This window comes from Oceanispirochaeta sp. M1 (genome assembly GCF_003346715.1).
Classification (GTDB): Bacteria; Spirochaetota; Spirochaetia; order DSM-2461; family DSM-2461; genus Oceanispirochaeta.
The window spans coordinates 111937-130641 of sequence record NZ_QQPQ01000011.1; the positions used below are offsets into that span (position 1 = coordinate 111937).

17 protein-coding genes are annotated in these 18705 nt (G+C 45.9%); 12 read left to right on the top strand and 5 right to left on the bottom strand.

What is annotated here, in order from left to right; genetic code table 11:
- Window positions 1-37: 37 nt before the first annotated feature.
- From DV872_RS09825 to DV872_RS26385, 7 genes are all read left to right on the top strand, one after another.
- A complete protein-coding gene (locus DV872_RS09825; RefSeq protein WP_114629755.1) occupies window positions 38-1333 on the top strand; it encodes a glutamate-5-semialdehyde dehydrogenase in 1296 nt (431 codons plus the stop codon).
- Between the two features lie 12 nt (window positions 1334-1345).
- The gene (locus tag DV872_RS09830; RefSeq protein ID WP_114629756.1) at window positions 1346-1873 is read left to right on the top strand and encodes a flavin reductase family protein; all 528 of its coding nucleotides are present in this window, start codon (window positions 1346-1348) and stop codon (window positions 1871-1873) included.
- Between the two features lie 134 nt (window positions 1874-2007).
- Window positions 2008-3162: a galactokinase gene (galK, locus tag DV872_RS09835; protein ID WP_114629757.1), complete on the top strand. Its 1155-nt coding sequence runs from the start codon at window positions 2008-2010 to the stop codon at window positions 3160-3162.
- 6 nt (window positions 3163-3168) lie between these two features.
- The gene (gene surE, locus DV872_RS09840; protein WP_114629758.1) at window positions 3169-3924 is read left to right on the top strand and encodes a 5'/3'-nucleotidase SurE; all 756 of its coding nucleotides are present in this window, start codon (window positions 3169-3171) and stop codon (window positions 3922-3924) included.
- Window positions 3921-4592 (top strand): tetratricopeptide repeat protein, encoded by a 672-nt coding sequence (locus DV872_RS09845; protein ID WP_114629759.1) that lies wholly within the window; start codon window positions 3921-3923, stop codon window positions 4590-4592. The genes surE and DV872_RS09845 overlap by 4 nt, the downstream gene beginning before the upstream one ends.
- Window positions 4570-6642: a hypothetical protein gene (locus tag DV872_RS09850; protein ID WP_147283141.1), complete on the top strand. Its 2073-nt coding sequence runs from the start codon at window positions 4570-4572 to the stop codon at window positions 6640-6642. Before DV872_RS09845 ends, DV872_RS09850 begins: the two co-directional genes overlap by 23 nt.
- A complete protein-coding gene (locus DV872_RS26385; RefSeq protein ID WP_147283142.1) occupies window positions 6632-6955 on the top strand; it encodes a hypothetical protein in 324 nt (107 codons plus the stop codon). Before DV872_RS09850 ends, DV872_RS26385 begins: the two co-directional genes overlap by 11 nt.
- Window positions 6956-6977: 22 nt before the next feature.
- Here DV872_RS26385 and DV872_RS09855 read toward each other — a convergent pair whose 3' ends face one another.
- On the bottom strand, window positions 6978-7709 hold the full coding sequence (locus DV872_RS09855; protein WP_114629761.1) for a hypothetical protein: 732 nt from the start codon (window positions 7707-7709) through the stop codon (window positions 6978-6980).
- A gap of 211 nt (window positions 7710-7920) precedes the next feature.
- Here DV872_RS09855 and clpS point away from each other — a divergent pair, with 211 nt between their 5' ends.
- Genes clpS through DV872_RS09875 form a run of 4 tightly spaced genes read left to right on the top strand, consistent with a single transcriptional unit; the run spans window position 7921 to window position 12369 of the window.
- Window positions 7921-8226, top strand: coding sequence for an ATP-dependent Clp protease adapter ClpS (gene clpS / locus DV872_RS09860; RefSeq protein WP_114629762.1), 306 nt, complete (start codon window positions 7921-7923; stop codon window positions 8224-8226).
- Window positions 8205-10553: an ATP-dependent Clp protease ATP-binding subunit ClpA gene (clpA, locus tag DV872_RS09865; protein WP_370446654.1), complete on the top strand. Its 2349-nt coding sequence runs from the start codon at window positions 8205-8207 to the stop codon at window positions 10551-10553. The genes clpS and clpA overlap by 22 nt, the downstream gene beginning before the upstream one ends.
- Window positions 10550-11311, top strand: coding sequence for a leucyl/phenylalanyl-tRNA--protein transferase (aat, locus tag DV872_RS09870; RefSeq protein ID WP_199563459.1), 762 nt, complete (start codon window positions 10550-10552; stop codon window positions 11309-11311). Before clpA ends, aat begins: the two co-directional genes overlap by 4 nt.
- Window positions 11269-12369, top strand: a complete 1101-nt coding sequence (locus tag DV872_RS09875; protein WP_158546909.1) for a hypothetical protein — start codon at window positions 11269-11271, stop codon at window positions 12367-12369. Before aat ends, DV872_RS09875 begins: the two co-directional genes overlap by 43 nt.
- 62 nt (window positions 12370-12431) lie before the next feature.
- Here the strand turns inward: DV872_RS09875 and DV872_RS09880 are convergent, their stop codons facing one another.
- The 3 genes from DV872_RS09880 to DV872_RS09890 all read right to left on the bottom strand — a co-directional run bounded on the left by DV872_RS09880 (window position 12432) and on the right by DV872_RS09890 (window position 16458).
- Complete coding sequence (locus tag DV872_RS09880) at window positions 12432-14012, bottom strand: hypothetical protein (protein ID WP_114629765.1); 1581 nt, start codon at window positions 14010-14012, stop codon at window positions 12432-12434.
- Complete coding sequence (locus DV872_RS09885; protein WP_114629766.1) at window positions 14005-15258, bottom strand: YihY/virulence factor BrkB family protein; 1254 nt, start codon at window positions 15256-15258, stop codon at window positions 14005-14007. The genes DV872_RS09880 and DV872_RS09885 overlap by 8 nt, the downstream gene beginning before the upstream one ends.
- 162 nt (window positions 15259-15420) lie before the next feature.
- Window positions 15421-16458 carry an aldo/keto reductase gene (locus tag DV872_RS09890; RefSeq protein ID WP_230391516.1) on the bottom strand — a complete coding sequence of 346 codons (1038 nt, stop codon included), beginning with the start codon at window positions 16456-16458 and terminating at the stop codon, window positions 15421-15423.
- Between the two features lie 277 nt (window positions 16459-16735).
- Between DV872_RS09890 and DV872_RS09895 the strand changes: the two genes are divergently transcribed.
- Window positions 16736-18421 carry an ATP-binding protein gene (locus tag DV872_RS09895; RefSeq protein WP_114629767.1) on the top strand — a complete coding sequence of 562 codons (1686 nt, stop codon included), beginning with the start codon at window positions 16736-16738 and terminating at the stop codon, window positions 18419-18421.
- 80 nt (window positions 18422-18501) lie between these two features.
- Here the strand turns inward: DV872_RS09895 and DV872_RS09900 are convergent, their stop codons facing one another.
- A complete protein-coding gene (locus DV872_RS09900; RefSeq protein WP_114629768.1) occupies window positions 18502-18696 on the bottom strand; it encodes a hypothetical protein in 195 nt (64 codons plus the stop codon).
- Window positions 18697-18705: the final 9 nt, after the last annotated feature.

Consider the following 18705-nt stretch of genomic DNA (forward strand, 5'->3'; position numbering starts at 1 on the left):
GTAATATGATTTAATATTCACCGACGGGGAGTAACTCATGACCATCGTGGAAAGGGCCCAGGCAGCCCGTAACGCATCTTTTTCTCTGGCAACTGTATCGTCAGATACTAAAAATCAGGCACTTGAGGCCATGGCCGCAGCCCTGGAATCCAGAAAAGAAGAAATTATCCGAATCAATACAGAAGATTACGAACGGAGTGTCAGCGAAAATCTTGCAGGCCCTTTACTAAAACGGCTCAAATTTGATTCAGATAAAATATCTCAGGTCATTGAGGGAATCAGAAGCCTTATCTCCATGGAAGATCCTGTGGGTGAATGTAAAATGGCAAAAGAGCTGGAGCCCGGGCTGGATCTTTACCGCATCAGCTGTCCAATCGGTGTAACGGGAATCATTTTTGAATCCCGTCCTGATGCTCTGGTGCAGATATCTTCACTCTGTCTTAAAAGCGGCAATGCTGTCCTTTTGAAGGGAGGGTCAGAAGCCTCGGGAACAAACCGTATCCTGGCCTCTGTTATCGCCGAAGCCACTGAAAAAGCGGGAATCCCTTCAGGATGGATACAGCTGGTTGAAACAAGGGCTGATGTTAATGAAATGTTTGGTCTCAACGAGTATATTGACCTCCTTATTCCCCGGGGCTCCAATGCATTTGTAAAGTACATTATGGAAAACTCAAGTATACCCGTACTCGGTCATTCCGACGGAATCTGTCATATCTATATTCACAGCGATGCCGATCCTGAAAAGGTGAATCCCATTGTTGTGGATTCTAAAACGCAATATGTAGCCGCCTGTAATTCAGTCGAAACTCTATTAGTGCATAAAGATAAGGCCGCAGAAGTCCTTCCAGGCCTAAAAAAGGCTTTGGAAGAGAAAAATGTGGAGCTTGTAGGCTGTGAACGAAGCCGCAGGGTTATAGATATTGATCCGGCCACAGATGAAGACTGGGCTACAGAGTATGTGGATTACAAGCTCTCCATCAAAGTAGTTGATGATTTTGATGAGGCCGTGACTCATATCAACCGCTATGGCTCCGGTCACACCGAAGCCATACTGACTGAAGACGAGAGGAGGGCCTCCGACTTTATGGCAAGAGTTGATGCTTCATCCGTATTCTGGAACTGTTCCACACGATTCAGTGATGGATTCCGCTACGGTTTCGGCGCCGAGATCGGAATAAGCACCAGTAAAATTCACGCCCGCGGTCCTGTGGGGATGGAAGGACTGATGATCTATAAATACAAACTCCTGGGAAAGGGGCAGACTGTTGCCTCCTTTTCTTCAGGAGAGAAGACATTCACACATAAGGATATAAAGGGCAGCTGTCCGCTATAAAAGGAATACACAATGAAAAGAGAGAATATTGATATTAAAAAGCTGTATATAAATCCCCTTTCATTCTGGAAAGACAAGTGTCTCCTTCTCTGTGCAGGTGACCTGGAAAAGGGTGACTACAACGCCATGACCGTTGCCTGGGGCAGTATGGGTGTCATGTGGCACAAACCCTTTACACAGATCGTTGTGCGCCCTGGACGCTATACCTACGAGTTTATGGAGAAGTATCCTGACTGGACAGTCTCTGTACTCCCCGAATCATACAGATCCGACATAACTCTCATGGGATTAAAATCCGGTAGAGAGATGGATAAGATTGCCGAAAGCGGTCTTACTCTCTGTGGTTCTGCCAAGATCGGAGCCCCCGCATTTGAAGAGGCCGAGTTGATTCTGGAATGCCGCACCATGTTCCGGGATGTGATGAAGCCTGAATCTTTTGTTGATCAGAGTCTTGATAAAAATTATCCCCAAAAGGATTACCATATTATCTACTATGGTGAGATCCTCAATGCACAGGGGACTGACGATTATAGTTCCTGATCAAACACAACGGGTCCTATGATCAATACAGGAACTGGGAATACAATTTTCCCGCTTCCGGTTTTTTTATTGAAATATTGGTGAACATGACTTACTATGAAAGTGGGTTTTAACATCAAAAATCAAGGCTGAACATGGAAGATTTGCATACCCTTCATATGAGTATTTACGGTAAGACAGCAGACGTTTCCGTCCGGGTTCCCGGTAAATTGAACCTTATGGGGGAACACACGGAGTACTTTGAAGGTCTCGTCCTTGCTGTAGCTGTAAACAGGTTTCTCGAAGTATCAATTTCCGAAAGGGAAGATAATTCGCTGCGTGTTTACTCAGCTAATTATGACGAAAGAAAAAAATCCTCACTTTCAGGTCTGAAGTATAAGAGGGAAGACCGCTGGGCCAATTATGTAAAAGGTGCTGTAGCCGTAATGCTGCAGCTCGGCTGTCCGCTTAAAGGCCTTGATATCACCATAAACAGTGAAATTCCCGAGCAGGTAGGTCTAGGTTCTTCTTCAGCCCTTACGCTGGCCCTGGTTTCGGCACTTAAAAAACTCTACGATTTTGATATTTCAGACATTCAGCTGGTAGAGTCTGCGAGACTTTCGGAGCTGAAGTTTATGCAGAAAGATCCCGGCCTTGCAGCCTGTGCCGTCTCCTATTTCGGCAAAGAGGATAAGGCTCTTCTTATCGATACAAAGACCATGGATATCTCCTATATCAGTATAAATTTCAATCCTATTGTGCTCCTTGCCACCGATTCCAATGTTCCCAACGGCAGCGGATACGGTGAAGTGGATGACCTGAGACAGGATTTTGATGAGTGCAAGGGGTATCTGAGTAAATCAGACAGACATATTACTCTGAGAGACATCACTGTTCAGGATATTCGCAGTGATCTGGAGCAGATGCCGGAGCATATCCGGCGCAGAGCCATACACATAATTGAAGAGAACCTGAGAGTGAAAGAGATGAAACACGCTCTTGAGACCGAAGATCTCACCACAGCAGGGAAACTGATGTACCGCTCTCATGAAAGTCTGAGGGATATGCTTGAAATATCCTGTCCGGAGCTGGACTGGCTGGTGAAAAGAGCCTTCGAAACCCACGGTGTTATGGGTTCCAGGATGGTGGGCAACGGTTTCGGCGGCTGTACAATTAACCTGATAAATGTTAATAATATTCCATTGTATGATGAACATCTTGAAGAGTATGACAGGATTTTCGGCTTCAAGGCTGTATATTTCATCTGCACCCCGGTATCAGGACTTAAAGCACTACAGGGTAAAGAGTAAAACTACATGAAAATATTGATTACAAACGATGACGGGATACAGAGTCCCGGAATCCTCAGTCTCAGGGATGTTCTCTCCAGAAAACATGATGTCTGGATTATGGCACCCGACGGTGACCGCAGTGGATTTTCACAATCAATTACACTGCGTGATCCCGTTAAAATAGTTAAGAAAGATGAGAGAATGTACAGCTGTTCCGGCACACCTGTAGACTGCGTTGTCTACGGATATAGCAACTTCCTTGCTAAGGATTTCGATATAGTTCTTTCGGGGATAAATATCGGGCCGAACCTGGGTACGGATATCCTTTATTCCGGTACTGCCGCAGCTGCAAGACAGGGTGCATTAAAGAATCTACCCTCCATCGCGCTCTCTCTTAATCAGTTTGAAGGCCCCTTTAATTTTGAAGTGGTTTCCGAATATCTTCTTGAAAGACTTGAAGATCTGGTATCCCTCTGGGATGACAGTTGTTTTCTGAATATGAACTTCCCCCCTGAAATGGATAAAAATACAGAAATGAAATGGTGTACGCCTGCTGTACGTACCTACCGGGATGAAGTTGTTCAGTTTTCCGCTCCCCGGGAGCCAAACAGTACTTACTGTCTCCTGAAAGGAAATCTTATCCATTCTGTCGAAGAGGAAGGCACAGATGCTTTGGCTGTACATTCCGGTTATGTCGCCATATCCGCCATCCGTCTCTCACCTTCAATCGTGACCCATATAGGGAAAGTACCGGAAAAGGTAGGTATCTGCTGCAGATGACTTTTCGGGAAGACGGACTCAATCTGTACAACAACGGTCTTTACCAGGAAGCCCTCGATGCTCTTTTATCAGAGGATATCGATCCGGTGGAAGACCCCGAACTGGCCTATCTCATGGGCCTTTGCTATACCCGGCTGGAAGAATATAAAGAAGCTGTTTTCTATCTTGAAAAATCAGCCGAAAGGGATAATTCCCTTATTAGAATCTACCAGTCCCGCATGGTACTAAGCTATGTATACAATGTTACTAAAAATTATATGGGTGCCGAAAAACAGTTATTGAAGATAATCAATGACGGATTTGAATCCTGTCAGATCTATACATCTTTAGGCTACTCACTCTGGAATCAGAAAAAGGTTAAGGAGAGTATTGATTACCTCTCCCGATCCCTCGAAATGGACTCTGATAATTCAAATACCCTCAATTCCATGGGTTATATCATGGCAGAAGAGGGGATCAATCCGGAAAAGGCTGTGGAGTACTGCCGTAAGGCTCTTTCAGTACAGCCGAAAAACGGTAACTACATGGATTCTCTGGCATGGGCATTGTTCCGCTGCGGTAAAACTGATGAAGCCAGGGATTATCTGGAAAAGGCTATGAAGGCGGGGGCTGATAAAAAGGTCTGCCGGAAACACCTTCACCTGATTGAACAGTATGATAAGTTTTAGAAATAAACACAGCGGATTCTTTCTCACAGTATTTCTCCTGATTGGGGCTCTCCTTCCTTCGATGCTGAGTGCTCAGCAGAATGAAGTTTCAGACTCCGTTGCCATCCGGGCAGCCGAAGAGCTTCGCTGGGGAGTAGTTTCCTATCATCAGGGCTTGTATAACAAGGCCGTCCTCTCACTTGAAAAATCACTTGCCCTGGAGGCGGATAACGATTTAACCCGCTTCTGGCTGGGACGAAGTTATTATCAGTCAGGCTTTGAAGAAGCCGCTCTGAATGAGTGGGAAAATCTTATTTCTGCCGGTAAAGCCGGATCAACCCTGTTGAGTTTTGTAGAAATTATCACAGACAGGCGGGGGCTGGCCAGAGAGCTTAAGTCCAACGGCCGTCTTGTTGAACTTTTTGAAATACCGAGAGAGCAGGGGGGGATCAATTATTATGATCGTCCCGTCTCTGTTGCAGCCTCTCCCCAGAGGGACGGCAGTTTCTATCTTCTTTCCTATCTGAACGGCAATCTGATCAGAATCACCACTGCTGGCCGCATTCACCATGTTCTGGCCGGGGGAATGCTCGGATTTGACAGACCCTGGGATATTGCTTTTCTGCCGGATGACAAGCTTCTGATCTCAGAGTACGGATCAGACCAGATTTCGGTCTGTAATTCAGATGGATTCAGAATCAGAACCATCGGCAGCACAGGTACTCAGCCCGGAGAACTTCTGGGACCCCAGTACCTGGCAGTTTCATCGGATGGGTATATCTATGTCTCCGAGTGGGGTAACAGAAGAGTCAGCAAGTTTAATATTGATGGTGAGTATATTCTCAGTTTTGGTCAGAAACGCTCAGATTTTGCAGGAATGCGTGGTCCCAGCGGTATTGCCATCAGAAATGGTTATGTTTATGCAGCCGATTCCAACACTGCCAGAATTGAAGTCTTTGATGAGAGTGGTAATTATATAAAAACTCTGATCCGTGAAGGACTCAAGTCTCCGGAAGGTCTCCTTTTTACCTCTGACAGCACACTCCTTATTGCCGATGCAGGGCAGATCATGGTCTATGATCTTAAGGATGATGTACTTTCAGTCTCTTCCGATCTGGGAGGTAAGGGTAAAAGGATCATCAGTATCTGTCAGGATGAGAACGGAAACATTATTTCCGCCGACTTTGACAAGAACTCCGTATCGGTCATGACCGATATTTCCACCCTCTATGCAGGACTGTTTTTGAGAGTAAACCGTATTGTGACCGATGAGTATCCCAATGTTCATGTGGATTTCACTGTAGAAGACCGTTGGGGTAAGCCCGTTGTGGGCCTTGATAAGCTTAACTTCTTTATCCGTGAAAAAGACCGTAATATTGAAAACTTTGAACTGACTTACAGCGGTTATAACAACAGGGATCTCGCCCTGTCTGTAGTCGTTGATAAGAATGTCCGTCTCCAGGAGCAGGATGAAGTGATGCGTGACGGAGTACGGGACCTTTTTCGTAATCTTCAGGCAGGTGATGAACACTATCTGATAGGTGCCATGGATGCTCCGCAGCTCATAGCTGAATCCGGAGACAACACCCTGGATGCATTGAAGAGACTGATGAATGGATGGAGCTCTGAGAGCGATGTGGCCTCGGCCCTGCGGCTGGGTGCCTCACATCTTCTTCCCGGACGTAAACGGAAGGCTCTGGTCTTTCTGACAGACGGCAGGATTCATCCTGACACATTTATCCACTACGGTCTTCAGGACATGGCGCAGTACATGAAGAATAACGGCATTCGCTTTTATCCGGTTTATCTGGAACCCGATATGAAAAACGATGAGCTTGACTATATTGCCAGGGAGACAGGTGGTTCCAGCCAGTATCTTTTCCAGCCCCGGGGAATCCTTCCCCTTCTGGAACAGGTAAGAGAGGATGTTAACGGTTTTTATACCCTGAGTTATGATTCTCTGGCCTACACTGATTTCGGCCGGGCCTATATTCCCCTGTCTCTGGAAGTGAACTTTGTCCGTAAGAGCGGGCGGGATGAAATGGGATTCTACGCACCCCTTGAGTACTAAGCTTAGCAAATCGTGGGATGAACGCTGGGAGTCAATTTGTCACGGATGCGGTAAATGCTGCTACGAAAAGCACTTTCTCCACAATGGTACCCTGATCATCGACTACGATAAACCATGTAAATTCCTCGATACCGAGTCAAAGCGCTGTAATGTGTATGTAAACAGATTCAATGCCTGTAAAAAGTGTCAGAAGATCACTCTCTGGACGGCGCTATTCTCGCCGGCTCTTCCACCGGACTGCGGTTATGTGCAAAAAATAAGAGGGCCTTTTAAGCACCCCCTTAGATGGTTAAGATCCCATCTGAAAATATAAATTAAGATTTGAAATTCTCGACTTAGAAGTCCTCGATTGATTTCACAGTCTCCGCATTGATGGCAATAAGCCTCCAACCCTCTCTGTACTCTCTGAAATAGAACATATGTCGGTTTCCATAAAATCCTATCTCATCGGCAAAAATCTGCTCACCCTCTTCACTGAGGTCAATACTGGCAACCCATGAGCTTCCCTCTGATTGTATATACAGACGATTCAGCTTGTAGATAAGAGCCGGGTTGATTTTGTCCAGTTCATACTTATCAAAAGCCCAGGAGACATTATCCATAACAACAGATTTCTTGACACCTTCATCATAACCGGGCAGATACAGTCTGGTTGAGAGTAGTGAATCAATATCAGCCTTATTTTCACTGAAGACAGCACGGAGCAGTTTTCCAAAGAAGTATCGGACTGCTTCAGTCTCTTTGCCACTTGGTCTTGCCGGAGCCGAGGCCTGAACTTGTTCTACCTCAGCCGGAGTAGCAGGAGTAGCTGCACTCATATCCTCTGAGCCAATCCCCGGGAAAATCTGTTCGGCCATAGCTTTGTAGTCTGTCGCTTTATCCTTTTCACCCAGCTCTTCATATTGTTCGGACACTGCCATATAAGCACCGGCGATAACCAGTCTCTCACTATCAGAATAGCTTTCATAAAAGCTTTCAGCAGCACTGAGGTTCATAACAAATAAGAACATCACAGTGAAAAGGCTTAGATGTCTGAAATTAAAAATATGCTTGAAGGTATCTTTCATGTTGATTCTCCTGTAATACCAGAGTGAATAACATCACTCTGTTGATTGTTCTGTATAGGCCAAGGGCCAGTTCCTACCTGGGTAAATAACATCTTTAGTATAGTACTGGATATCTTAAAAGTAAATCATGTCTCAGCTTTAATCAAAAAAGCTCAGTGTCTTATATATAAAAAACATTGATAGGAGTCGAAAAAATCAGTACATTAAGAACATGGCAGAACATTTTGACAGTGATATTTTAGAACAGGTGGACGAAGGGCTCAAAGAGCCGGATATGTACAGGGTCCTCCTGCTGAATGATGATTATACAACCCAGGATTTCGTAGTGGAGGTTCTGGTAAGCATTTTTCATAAGCAACCCGTGGATGCAACCCGAATTATGATGGATGTACATAAAAAGGGGAGAGGTATAGTTGGACTGTACCCCTTTGATATAGCCTCTACCAAGGTTAAACAGGTTAAAGACCTGGCGAGCCTTAGGGAATTTCCCTTAAAATGCGTAATGGAGCAGGCCTGATTATGGATATAAGCCAGGAACTGCAGATTATCGTCAATGCAGCTTATCATGAAGCCAGAAACCGGAAGCATGAATATTTTACACCCGAGCACCTTTTATTTACATCCCTGGATTTTGATATTCCCAGGGCTTATCTTGAATCCTCCGGAGCAGATCCTGATCTGATTTTAGAGGATCTGGAAGAGTATTTTAAAAAACATATGGAGACCGTCCCGGCCTCCGAACCCCTGCAGACCGAAGGTCTTCAGAATATAATTGAGAGAACCATGCTGCAGATGAGCTCTGCCGGCAAGGATACCATCCGTGTGGGTGATATCCTGATAGCCATACTGGATGAACCCCAGAGCTTTGCCTCCTACTATATGAAAAAAGCCGGAGTCAGCCGTCTGACATTGCTGGATCTTGTCTCTCATCCTCCTGAGAATCTGAAGGAGTATGATGATCCCGACGGGATGGACGAATCTGATGATTTAGATGAATCAGATATGGAAGACTACGGTGAAGCCGGTGAATCCACCTCTGAGTCCGAAGGTGGAGGTCATCGACAGGGTAGAAAGAAAAAATCCGCCCTTGATCAGTACACCACAGATCTGACCCGTCTGGCTGAAGAGGGAAAACTTGAACCCCTCATCGGCAGAGATGACATACTGGAGAGAACCATACAGATCCTTTCCCGCCGCCTGAAGAACAATCCCGTTCATGTAGGTGAGCCGGGAGTAGGAAAAACAGCAATAACCGAGGGCCTTGCCTTCAAAATAGTCAATGATGATGTACCCTCCTTCCTTAAAGGATTCAGAATCTACTCACTTGATATGGGGAGCCTCCTTGCGGGAACCCGATTCAGAGGAGATTTTGAAGAGAGGATGAAACGGGTACTTAAGGATCTAGAAAATAAGCCTAAATCCATGCTCTTTATTGATGAGATTCATACAATTATAGGCGCCGGAGCCGTTTCCGGCGGAACCATGGATGCCGGTAATCTCCTGAAGCCCGCACTGGCCAAGGGGCAGCTCCGCTGTATCGGCAGCACAACCTATGAGGAGTACAAGAAGTACTTTGAAAAGGATCATGCTCTGGCCAGACGTTTTCAGAAGGTGGATATCCCCGAAACTACGGTGGATGAGACTCTGGAGATTCTCAAAGGTTTACAGAAGGTTTATGAAGAGCACCATGGCGTGCTGTTTACCGATGAATCACTGGAAGCTGCTGTCCGGCTCTCTGATCAGTATATAAACGAGAAACATCTCCCCGACAAAGCCATTGACCTGATTGATGAAGCCGGAGCCTGGAAGGCCCTGCAGAAAGAGAAGGATGGGCTGGGTGATGATGTATTCCCCAAGATAACAGACAGGGATATTGAGAAGGTTGTCGCCTCCATTGCCCGGATACCGGAAAAGTCAGTCTCCGCCAATGAAACGGATAAACTGAAGACCCTGGATGAAGACCTTAAAAAGAACCTCTTTGGACAGAATGAAGCGGTAGAAGCCGTAACCATGGCGATCCGCCGGTCACGAGCTGGATTCCGTCAGGATAACAAACCTGTGGCATCCTTTCTCTTTGTAGGACCGACGGGTGTCGGTAAAACCGAGCTGGCCCGCCTCCTGGCATCCGAACTGGGTGTCTCCCTCCATAGAATTGATATGAGTGAGTACCAGGAGAAGCATACAGTTTCACGGCTGATCGGTTCTCCTCCCGGATATGTGGGATACGAAGAGGGTGGACTCCTGACAGATACAATCCGGAAGAATCCCCATGCTGTACTCCTGCTGGATGAGATAGAAAAAGCCCATCAGGATGTGTACAACATCCTTCTGCAGATGATGGATTATGCCACTGTTACAGATAATATGGGGCGAAAGGCGGACTTCCGTCATGCCGTGATTATAATGACTTCAAATGCCGGAGCCAGAGATATCGGAAAGAGTCAGATCGGATTCGGTGACAGGGTTCTCTCTGCCCAGGCTGTGAATGATGAAGTAAACAGAATCTTCACTCCTGAGTTCAGGAACCGTCTGGATAAAATAATCACCTTCGGCAACCTGCCGGATGAGGTTGTTGTCAATATTGTTAAAAAAGAGCTCAGTACCTTTGAAAAGCAGCTCAAAGCCAAGGGCGTCAGCCTTGAAGTCAGTGATGAATGCATCCACTTTCTGGCAAAAGAGGGTTACTCCTACGAGTACGGAGCCAGAAACATTGCCCGTCTTATAGATGAAAAGATTAAAACCTTCTTTATTGATCAGGTTCTCTTCGGAAGCCTGAGCAGCGGCGGAAAAGCCAAAGTGGAACTGAAGGATGGAGATGTACACATCGAGGTTTCCGATTCGTGAGTGAAGAGGAGTTTCCCTGGCTGGAATACGATGATTACTTTCATTTCCCTCCTCCTGAGAGCTGGGATGATGAGGTTGTCGGTGCCGGGGGAAATCTATCTCCCGGTCTTCTTATTTCTGCCTATGCACAGGGAATCTTCCCCTGGTTCAATGAAGGGGAAGAAATTCTCTGGTGGAGCCTGGACCCCCGTTTTATCCTTTATCCTGAAAATCTTCGTGTCAGCAAATCAATGAAAAAGATACTTAAAAGCGGCCGTTTTACTGTGACTGTGGATCGCTGTTTCCGTGATGTCATGGAAAGCTGCGGAAAGGCTCCCCGGAGGGAACAGGACGGAAGCTGGATCTCCAATGATATGATTGACGCATATCTCAGACTCCATGATCTGGGTTTTGCCCATTCTGTTGAGGTCTGGGAGAATGATGAATTGGCAGGAGGACTCTATGGAGTCTCCCTGGGAAGAGCCTTTTTCGGCGAATCCATGTTTGCAGCTGTCCCCAACAGCTCAAAAACAGCCCTTATCGCTCTGACATCCTTTCTTCAGGATAAAAAATTCGCATTTATCGACTGCCAGCAGCACACCGATCACCTGGGAAGCCTGGGTGCCGCGGATGTACCACGCAGCCGCTTTATCACAGAGCTGAAAGATGTACTGCTGACCCCGACGGTCAGAGGCAGTTGGTCAGTTCTCTTTCCTGATTTTCCCGAATCTGAATTATGGAACAGCCTGACTCCCCCGGTGCTGGAGGTAGGCTCCTGAAACGTATTATTCTGCGGCTTTTGATAATGCTGTTGCCTGTGCTCTCACTCAGTGCCCAGCTTACACCTTCATCGGAGCTGGATTTTCTTGATCAGGAGCACCGCAAGGAGAGCCTGAGAGATATGGCCCTTGAAGAGCTTGCCGAAGGGGAATACAACATGGCTCTGGATCATCTGAATGCAGCTATTGCACTATCTCCCGAGGACAGTGAATTGCAGGATTTAAAGGAATCCATAGAGGATCTTTTAATTCTGGATGAGGAGCATGGAGAGATTGGAGAGATAAATGCCGAAGACCCGGATTTTTCCGACTTTAAAAAGCCCGATGAGGAAGAGATCATATCCCCTGATTTTGCCCAGGAGCTTCTTACCGATGCTCAGCGTTCAGATCCTTCTGTTAAAAGAAATGCCTTTTCTCTTGAAATAGGCAATGCCTACGGTAAGACCCAACCCCTCTATCTGACAGATACACGTGTTTTACAGGATGTGGATGAACTCCCCTCAAACCCTTTTTACCGCATTACTGCCGATATGCAGGCTTTCATCATGAAGAATAAGAGAAATGTAGGGCTGGGAATAAGGTATAGAGATGTTCCTTATAATCAAAATGATGTGGATATGCTTGAAAGAATGTTTGATATGACCATTCACTTAAGAGGCTTCTTTGCAGAGACCATGGAGAGCCGTCTGATTCTTGGAGCCAGGGCGGGAGTCGGATTTATGGGAATCAAGGAAGATTCAGATGAGGATGAAGTGGCCGATGGTGATATAACGACCCCCATGATTTATGTAGGGGGGGTCTATTTCTCTGATGCCCTGTTCCGTTATCTTTTTAAAGACAGCGAGTTCTTCAAACGCCTTGTGATAGAGATGGTTTTTGACTTTATCTTTGTTGCATCATTGGATGATGTCAGTCTCTCGGAGTATTCAATCAGCGCCGGGTATCAGTTTACGGATCATTTTTCTGCTTCACTATTCAGTGAAGCCTTCAATACAAGTACCAGCCTGCAGAATACCAGTTCCTGGGAGATCGGCGGGCGGTTAAAGCTCTCCTACTGAGTATCTCTCATCGACTCCGGCAGTCCTATTTGTGAACTGAGCTCTGGAGCTGAACCCGGGATTTATACTTCCTTTAAAAAGTGCCTGATCCTGCCGGGCTGGGCCCAGTTGCAGGTTCCTTTCATGTTCTGCCGCTTTAAAATCCTGTTTATAGAGGGCTGCTTCAGAGACTCCAGAACACGCAGAGCCTCTTTTTTTGTCTCAAAAGAACAGGATGCCTGGAGCGCCTGATTGGGAATCCAGGGTTTTTCATCCCCGGGACTCTTGGTGCAGCCGAAAAGCATCGGTTTAAATTCATCCCGGCCGTAGGCCTCCCATACAATCTTCCAGGAAGAGAAACTGTAGGGGCCGACACCCAGAAGAATCCAGTAAAGCCCTTTCTTTATACTGCTGCCCAATAGAGAACCCTTCCGGCTTGTCAGGCTCTCCTTTTGAGATTCAAGGTATTCCAGGGCAGCGGGATAATCCTGCAGCTCCCCCGCATTTAATACTTTGCCCCTTTTTTTATTGTAGGGCAGGAAGATAAACTTACAGGCCTTATCATCTCCCTTGAACTGTTCCCGATTTAAAAGGGGATACACCAGTTCCTCAGGGAGTAGAGTGATTATGCTCTTGTTTCGGACCCTGCAAAGCCCGTCACCAGTACTTTCACAGCTGTCAAATATAAAAAGGCTGTTTCTGCCTCCGGTGTTAATACCCTGTCTGGGTCTGGATTCAGCCTTAATGGGAATCAATTCGGGCTGCTGTTCATCGTCTGTGAGCATATAGGCTGAACCGGGCCTGCCCACGGGGCGGGCTGTCTCTTCCTTCCATCTGCCGGGTTCAATAAGACTGAAGTAGGGAATGGAGTTCTTCTGCACGGCAGATTTTTTCAATGTGATAAAACCGCATCGTGTATTAACCTCCGGGAAGACCTGTACATCTGCAAAGTCCCGGATCTCTTCAAAGCAGAATCTTTCAGTTTCCCCGGATTTCCTGTCTGCCTGTCCATCCTGCGGCTGCTCCCCGGGAAGTATACCCATGCGGAAAATATTATGGGCACCCTCATTGAGCATCAGGGACAGGGGAATAAAAAAATATCCGCTCCCGCCGGGGGTAAGGTGATCCTGCACCGCTTTTTGAATCATCAGAGCCGCAAGGTCGATGCGGGCAGCGCCTAAAAGAAGACCTTTTCCCTTTTCTGTCAGGCCGTAACGGACAAAATATTCTTTGAGACCCTCTTTCTCTTCCTCTTTTACATCGGTGAAGTTCAGCCAGGGGGGATTTCCCAGAAGAATGTCATACATTTTCGGCTGAACCTTCAGGAAATCATGGCACTCAAGAGTCTCTGCCGGGGGTATCAGAGCATAATTCTCTTTGATACGGCTCCTAAACCCTTTAGTGAAATCAGCCTCACGTTCAAAGCCCTTGAGTCTGTTCAGCATGGAGTCGGTTACAGGAATACCATCTTCTACACTGCATCGGATCAGAGCCTCAAGAAGACTTCCGTCCCCCGCCGTGGGATCAAGCACAGAGGCACCTTCCGCCCATATCCTATGGATATTATTGCTGCGGATTATCTCTGAGGCTATCCAATAAGGTGTGAAAAAGGCGCCGCACTCTTTTTTTCTGCTGCGGCTGATGGGGTTTATTCGCTCAGTCATCAGCATTCATATGGTCATCAGTATTCATATAGTCATCAGTATTCATATAGTCATCCACAGTTCTGCCTTTCAGAGCCTCACTCAGCTCGGCATATAAGGATTTTAACAGCGGATCTTTCTTGGTATCCATATAGGGATTCTTCACGTCGGTAAGAACCTTCATAATCTCTGCCATAGACTGCTCATTCAGTGGACCTGCCGGAATAAATCCCATATTTTTCTTACCCTCAACAACCTTCAGGAGTATTCTCTTCTCAAGGAAGGGCTTTAACAGATCTTCCACAATTTTTTCTGGGACATTCAGTGAGTCCGCCAGCTGGGTCTGCCCGGGAGCAGTTTCAGACTTTTTATAGGCCTGAATGATCAGGGAATATAGTCGCAGACTGTATATAAGATTATCTGCGGGAGTCTTTTTAATCATACGGTATTCATCGTAAAAACTACGGTGCTGATGAACATAGGTGAGCTCCGACATCAGGAGAATTATTATCCAGATAATCAGCATCCATATCAGTAATAGAGGAAAGATAAAAAACGAACCGTAGATAAGGGACATTCTCACCGTATTTGTCGCCCATATGGCAAATACAGATTTGGACAGCTCCCAGAGAACAGAACCCGTGAATGCCCCAATCAATGCACTGCTGAACTGGACTTTCCGTCTGGGAATAAGGGTCAGAAGAATCAGCTGACCCACAAAAATAAAGAGAAAAGGGGCAATCCTGCTTTCAAAAATAGAGAGGGCTCCGGTGAAGCCCAGAGTCCCCAGGATCTGATCCAGCATGTCCCCTGTGAGAGAGAGGCTGGAACCGAGAAACAGAGCTGCGAAAACGACCACAGCCAGATGGGTGGTAAACCATTTGAAGCCCTTACGCTCCATGCTCACCCTGAAAATATGGTTCAGATTCATCTCTATGTTGTTTAGAAGCATTGTGACCGCAACCAGAAAGATGGGTAGACCGTAAATACCCAGGCGGGTACCGTTTTCTGCAAGTTCCAGAATGGCATCCATCACCTGCTCCTGCATAGCCGGAAGCATGGTGCGTGCCAGAAAGGACTGAACCTCCTGTTTCGCCATAAGAGGACCGCCGAAACCGATAAGTACAGCCAGAAGTGGAACCGCCGACATCAATGTCGAATAGGCCAGGCCAGCTGCCCTGGGAAAGCAGGAATCATCAAAGAAGCGTCTGACTATGAGTTCTGTGAAATGATAGAAGCTTAGTAGCTTTTGTTTAAATGTTTTCATATGAGATGGTTTCCGTCTATGAGTATAGGATAGTGCATCATTGTACTCAAGACGAAAAAAAAACCGTGCCCCTGATCAGGGAAACACGGTATTAAGGTACATTCTTAAATTGAAGTAGATCTATGAAAAAATTTTATCAGTCTTTTAGACTCATATTCAAAATTACGGAGGGGTTATTTTTCCGTCCAGGTCCCAGAGAGCTTCCCAGGTCTGACCGTCTTTCCACAGGAATACCTGACCCTTGATAAGGCGGCAATTCTTATCTATTTTGGACAGTTCTTCCATCTCTTCGTCTGTTAGAAGGTCTTCTACAGTCAGCTTGATATTGCTGAGGTACTCATTTCTGTGTACTGAGAAGGGGATAGGAACCTGACCTCTCTGTACAGCCCATTTCAGGCAGACAACCGCAGGATGCATGCCCAGACGGGCTGCGATCTTCTTAATTGCGGGATCTTCAATATCAACAGTATCTGTTGCGGTTTTGTCTCTGTCGGGTCTTGTGGGAGAACCGATGGGACAGAATCCGATGGGAACAATATTGTTCTCTCTTACAAAGTCAAACATTTCCTGCTGCTGGAAGTGGGGGTGAAGTTCCATTTCGTTACAGGCGGGCTGAATTTCAGCATCTTTTAATACCATTTTCAGTTTGGGAACGGACATATTGGAAGTACCTATATGCTTAACAAGACCCATCTCTACGAGCTGCTCCATCTGTCTCCATGTCTTCATATAGCTTTCATGGATATAGGGTTTGGCATCGGGACTTCTTGAGTCAACATCACATCCGGGTGCATGATAGTTGGGGAAGGGCCAGTGAACCAGGAACAGGTCCAGGTAATCCAGCTGCAGATCTTTTAAGGACTGCTTGCAGGATCCAATTACATCATCGTGTCTGTCGTTCCATACTTTTGATGTGATCCACAGATCTTCTCTCTTAATTCCACCGTCCATGGCTTTTTTCAGAGCCTTACCGATAAGATCTTCATTGCCATAAACAGAAGCACAGTCGATGTGGCGGAAACCAACTTCGATGGCACCTACAACAGCGTTGGCAATTTCTTCGGCTGTAAAACGGTCACTTCCGAAAGTTCCCATACCGATGGCGGGGATTTCAGCTCCGGTAAAGAGTTTTCTCTTTGGAACTTTTTTAGGATCTACACCATCTGAAGCCATGGCGAAGTCTTTTATTTCTACTGACATATTCCTCTCCTATACTACCGCTACTGTTCTGCAGCCTCGGTAACTCAATTATTACATTTGCACAGGGCCTGGGATAAGACTCTGAAACAATAGACAGTTTTAGTGTGTTAGAACACCTATGTTTTGATTATTTATACTATGGTTTCTCTGCTTTGGCAAATGAATTCGTATAAAAAGTATAAAAGATTTTCAAATAGAACTGTATCAATATGAAATCCTTAGTGTAAAGTGGTGGCTCAAGGATTATAGTATTATCTATGAAGGTCTGGAGAGCAACATGCTGAACTGGGATTATTCAATCGCAGATGCCATACAACTTATGATACCCATTCTCTGCTCCTTCTTAAGCACCGCAGTTGTCATTGTCTATCTGTTTCTCTATCGAAGTTTTAAATATAAAACCTATTTTGCCGGATTCCTTATCGGCCTTGGGGCTTTCTCCTTTGTGTTCTTTGAATCCCTGGTTATTATTTCAGGTTGGATTTCAATTCTGCATGTGGGTAGGATCTTTCATTATTTAGGACAGATCTCGGCCTGCTACTTTCTTTATTCCATGATGCTTTTCGCCTCCACTCTCACAAATGAAGAGGGCGGATTATCAAAAATCTCACTTTGCATGGCCAGAATAGGGCTGGGGATCGCAGTGGTTATCACCCTGATTTCTCTGATCAAACCCGACCTTTTTATCTCTTTGAAGACCTTTGCAGATTATGGCTATAATTCCCCCGGTGATTTCGGGAGAGGAGCCGAAGGTCCCCTTTATACCATGAGGGATTTTCTGCTGGGCATATATATTATCACACTGATTATCATCTCAATTATCTCCCTGATTATAAATAAAGGAGACATGAATACATTTCTTATAGTTGCAGGTACTATCTTCGCTGCACTCAGTGCCATAGATGATATCAGTTTTTTCCACTTCGGCCATAATTTTATACTTAATCAGTTCCGATTTTCCCGCCTTTCGGTGGGCCTCTCAGTCATGAACGTTTTGATAATGACCTCCGTATTAAGGGACTACTTTCATACCCAGGAGAAACTGACCGGGACTCACCTTAAGCTGCAGGCCACATATAACAGGCTTATAAGCTCAGAACTGAAATACAGAAAACTGGCCGAAGGAACCGAATATGCCGTATTCTCTCTCAGCAGAGATTTTAAATTCCAGACATATAATAAAAAAGCACGTCTCTACTTTAACCTCAATGAAAAGAACCTCATCCTCCCTCTGCCTGATCTTTTAGGGCGCTCTGCCGAGAACAATCAGATATCCCGGCAGATCGTAGAAGAAAATCTCCGACTCCTGAGCCGGGATAAGGAATCGGTCAGCTTTCACTCCACCCTGGAAGCACCCCGCACCGGTGAGCCCGAAGAACTGGAATTCCATATTGATTATTACGAGAGTAAAGACGGGGATGTGGAATACATCTGCCGGGCCGAGAAAATGAAAGCCGACAGGCTGATCCGCTCCATAGATAAAGAGAGTCTGCAGCTCAGCATCGAGAATTACATCATAGCCATTGATGATGTAACAACCCGGCTTACGGGAGTCCTTCGCAAACATCTGGATGAAGGATCTGTTCTTATGATCAAGATGGGGCTTCAGGAGCTTATCATCAATGCTATTGAACATGGCAATCTTAATATCTCCTTTGAAGAAAAAAGCAAAGCCATGGATGATAAAACATATCTCGATTTTGTCCGGGAGCGGCAGAATAATCCTCGATACAAAGATAGAACAGTCCGCATTGAGTACAGTCTCAGCAATGAGAAAGTACAGTACATAATCAGGGATGAAGGTGAGGGATTTGACTTTGATGAGACCATGAGAACTGTCGAAAAAAGTGTTGAAAAGGATTTCCTTCCTCATGGACGGGGCATCAACATGGCCAAAGTCTTATTTGATAAGATGGAATATAACAGCAAGGGCAACGAAGTTCTGGTGGTAAAGGAATTTTAATTTAAAAAAAATTATACCAATTTGGAAGGACTAAGGGGTCCATTAAAGCTCTGGAGAGATATTTGCCCAGACCCTGGGGCTTAGGCAAACACATCAACCTGAACTGCATAGTCGTCGGGAAGGAGAGCTCTGTCTTTCCGGTCCCTTTTCTCTCTATCAGCGCTCTCTCTTTCCGCTCTGTCCCTATAATAGGACTCTGTAATTTCTCTCAGCTCCTGGATCGCTCTGCTAATGATCGGTTCAGGAACCTGAGTTTCCTCGATTCCCGTATCCATATCGGATAT

Excerpts from the sequence above, each read along its gene's own strand:
- DV872_RS09895 (WP_114629767.1), top strand. The coding sequence starts at position 16,736 with ATGCTGAACTGGGATTATTCAATCGCAGATGCCATACAACTTATGATA.
- DV872_RS09875 (WP_158546909.1), top strand. The coding sequence starts at position 11,269 with ATGGAACAGCCTGACTCCCCCGGTGCTGGAGGTAGGCTCCTGAAACGT.
- DV872_RS09900 (WP_114629768.1), bottom strand. The coding sequence starts at position 18,696 with ATGGATACGGGAATCGAGGAAACTCAGGTTCCTGAACCGATCATTAGC.
- DV872_RS09845 (WP_114629759.1), top strand. The coding sequence starts at position 3,921 with ATGACTTTTCGGGAAGACGGACTCAATCTGTACAACAACGGTCTTTAC.
- DV872_RS09830 (WP_114629756.1), top strand. The coding sequence starts at position 1,346 with ATGAAAAGAGAGAATATTGATATTAAAAAGCTGTATATAAATCCCCTT.
- DV872_RS09825 (WP_114629755.1), top strand. The coding sequence starts at position 38 with ATGACCATCGTGGAAAGGGCCCAGGCAGCCCGTAACGCATCTTTTTCT.
- DV872_RS09855 (WP_114629761.1), bottom strand. The coding sequence starts at position 7,709 with ATGAAAGATACCTTCAAGCATATTTTTAATTTCAGACATCTAAGCCTT.
- DV872_RS09885 (WP_114629766.1), bottom strand. The coding sequence starts at position 15,258 with ATGAAAACATTTAAACAAAAGCTACTAAGCTTCTATCATTTCACAGAA.
- clpS (WP_114629762.1), top strand. The coding sequence starts at position 7,921 with ATGGCAGAACATTTTGACAGTGATATTTTAGAACAGGTGGACGAAGGG.
- DV872_RS09880 (WP_114629765.1), bottom strand. The coding sequence starts at position 14,012 with ATGACTGAGCGAATAAACCCCATCAGCCGCAGCAGAAAAAAAGAGTGC.
- galK (WP_114629757.1), top strand. The coding sequence starts at position 2,008 with ATGGAAGATTTGCATACCCTTCATATGAGTATTTACGGTAAGACAGCA.
- surE (WP_114629758.1), top strand. The coding sequence starts at position 3,169 with ATGAAAATATTGATTACAAACGATGACGGGATACAGAGTCCCGGAATC.
- DV872_RS09890 (WP_230391516.1), bottom strand. The coding sequence starts at position 16,458 with ATGTCAGTAGAAATAAAAGACTTCGCCATGGCTTCAGATGGTGTAGAT.
- clpA (WP_370446654.1), top strand. The coding sequence starts at position 8,205 with ATGCGTAATGGAGCAGGCCTGATTATGGATATAAGCCAGGAACTGCAG.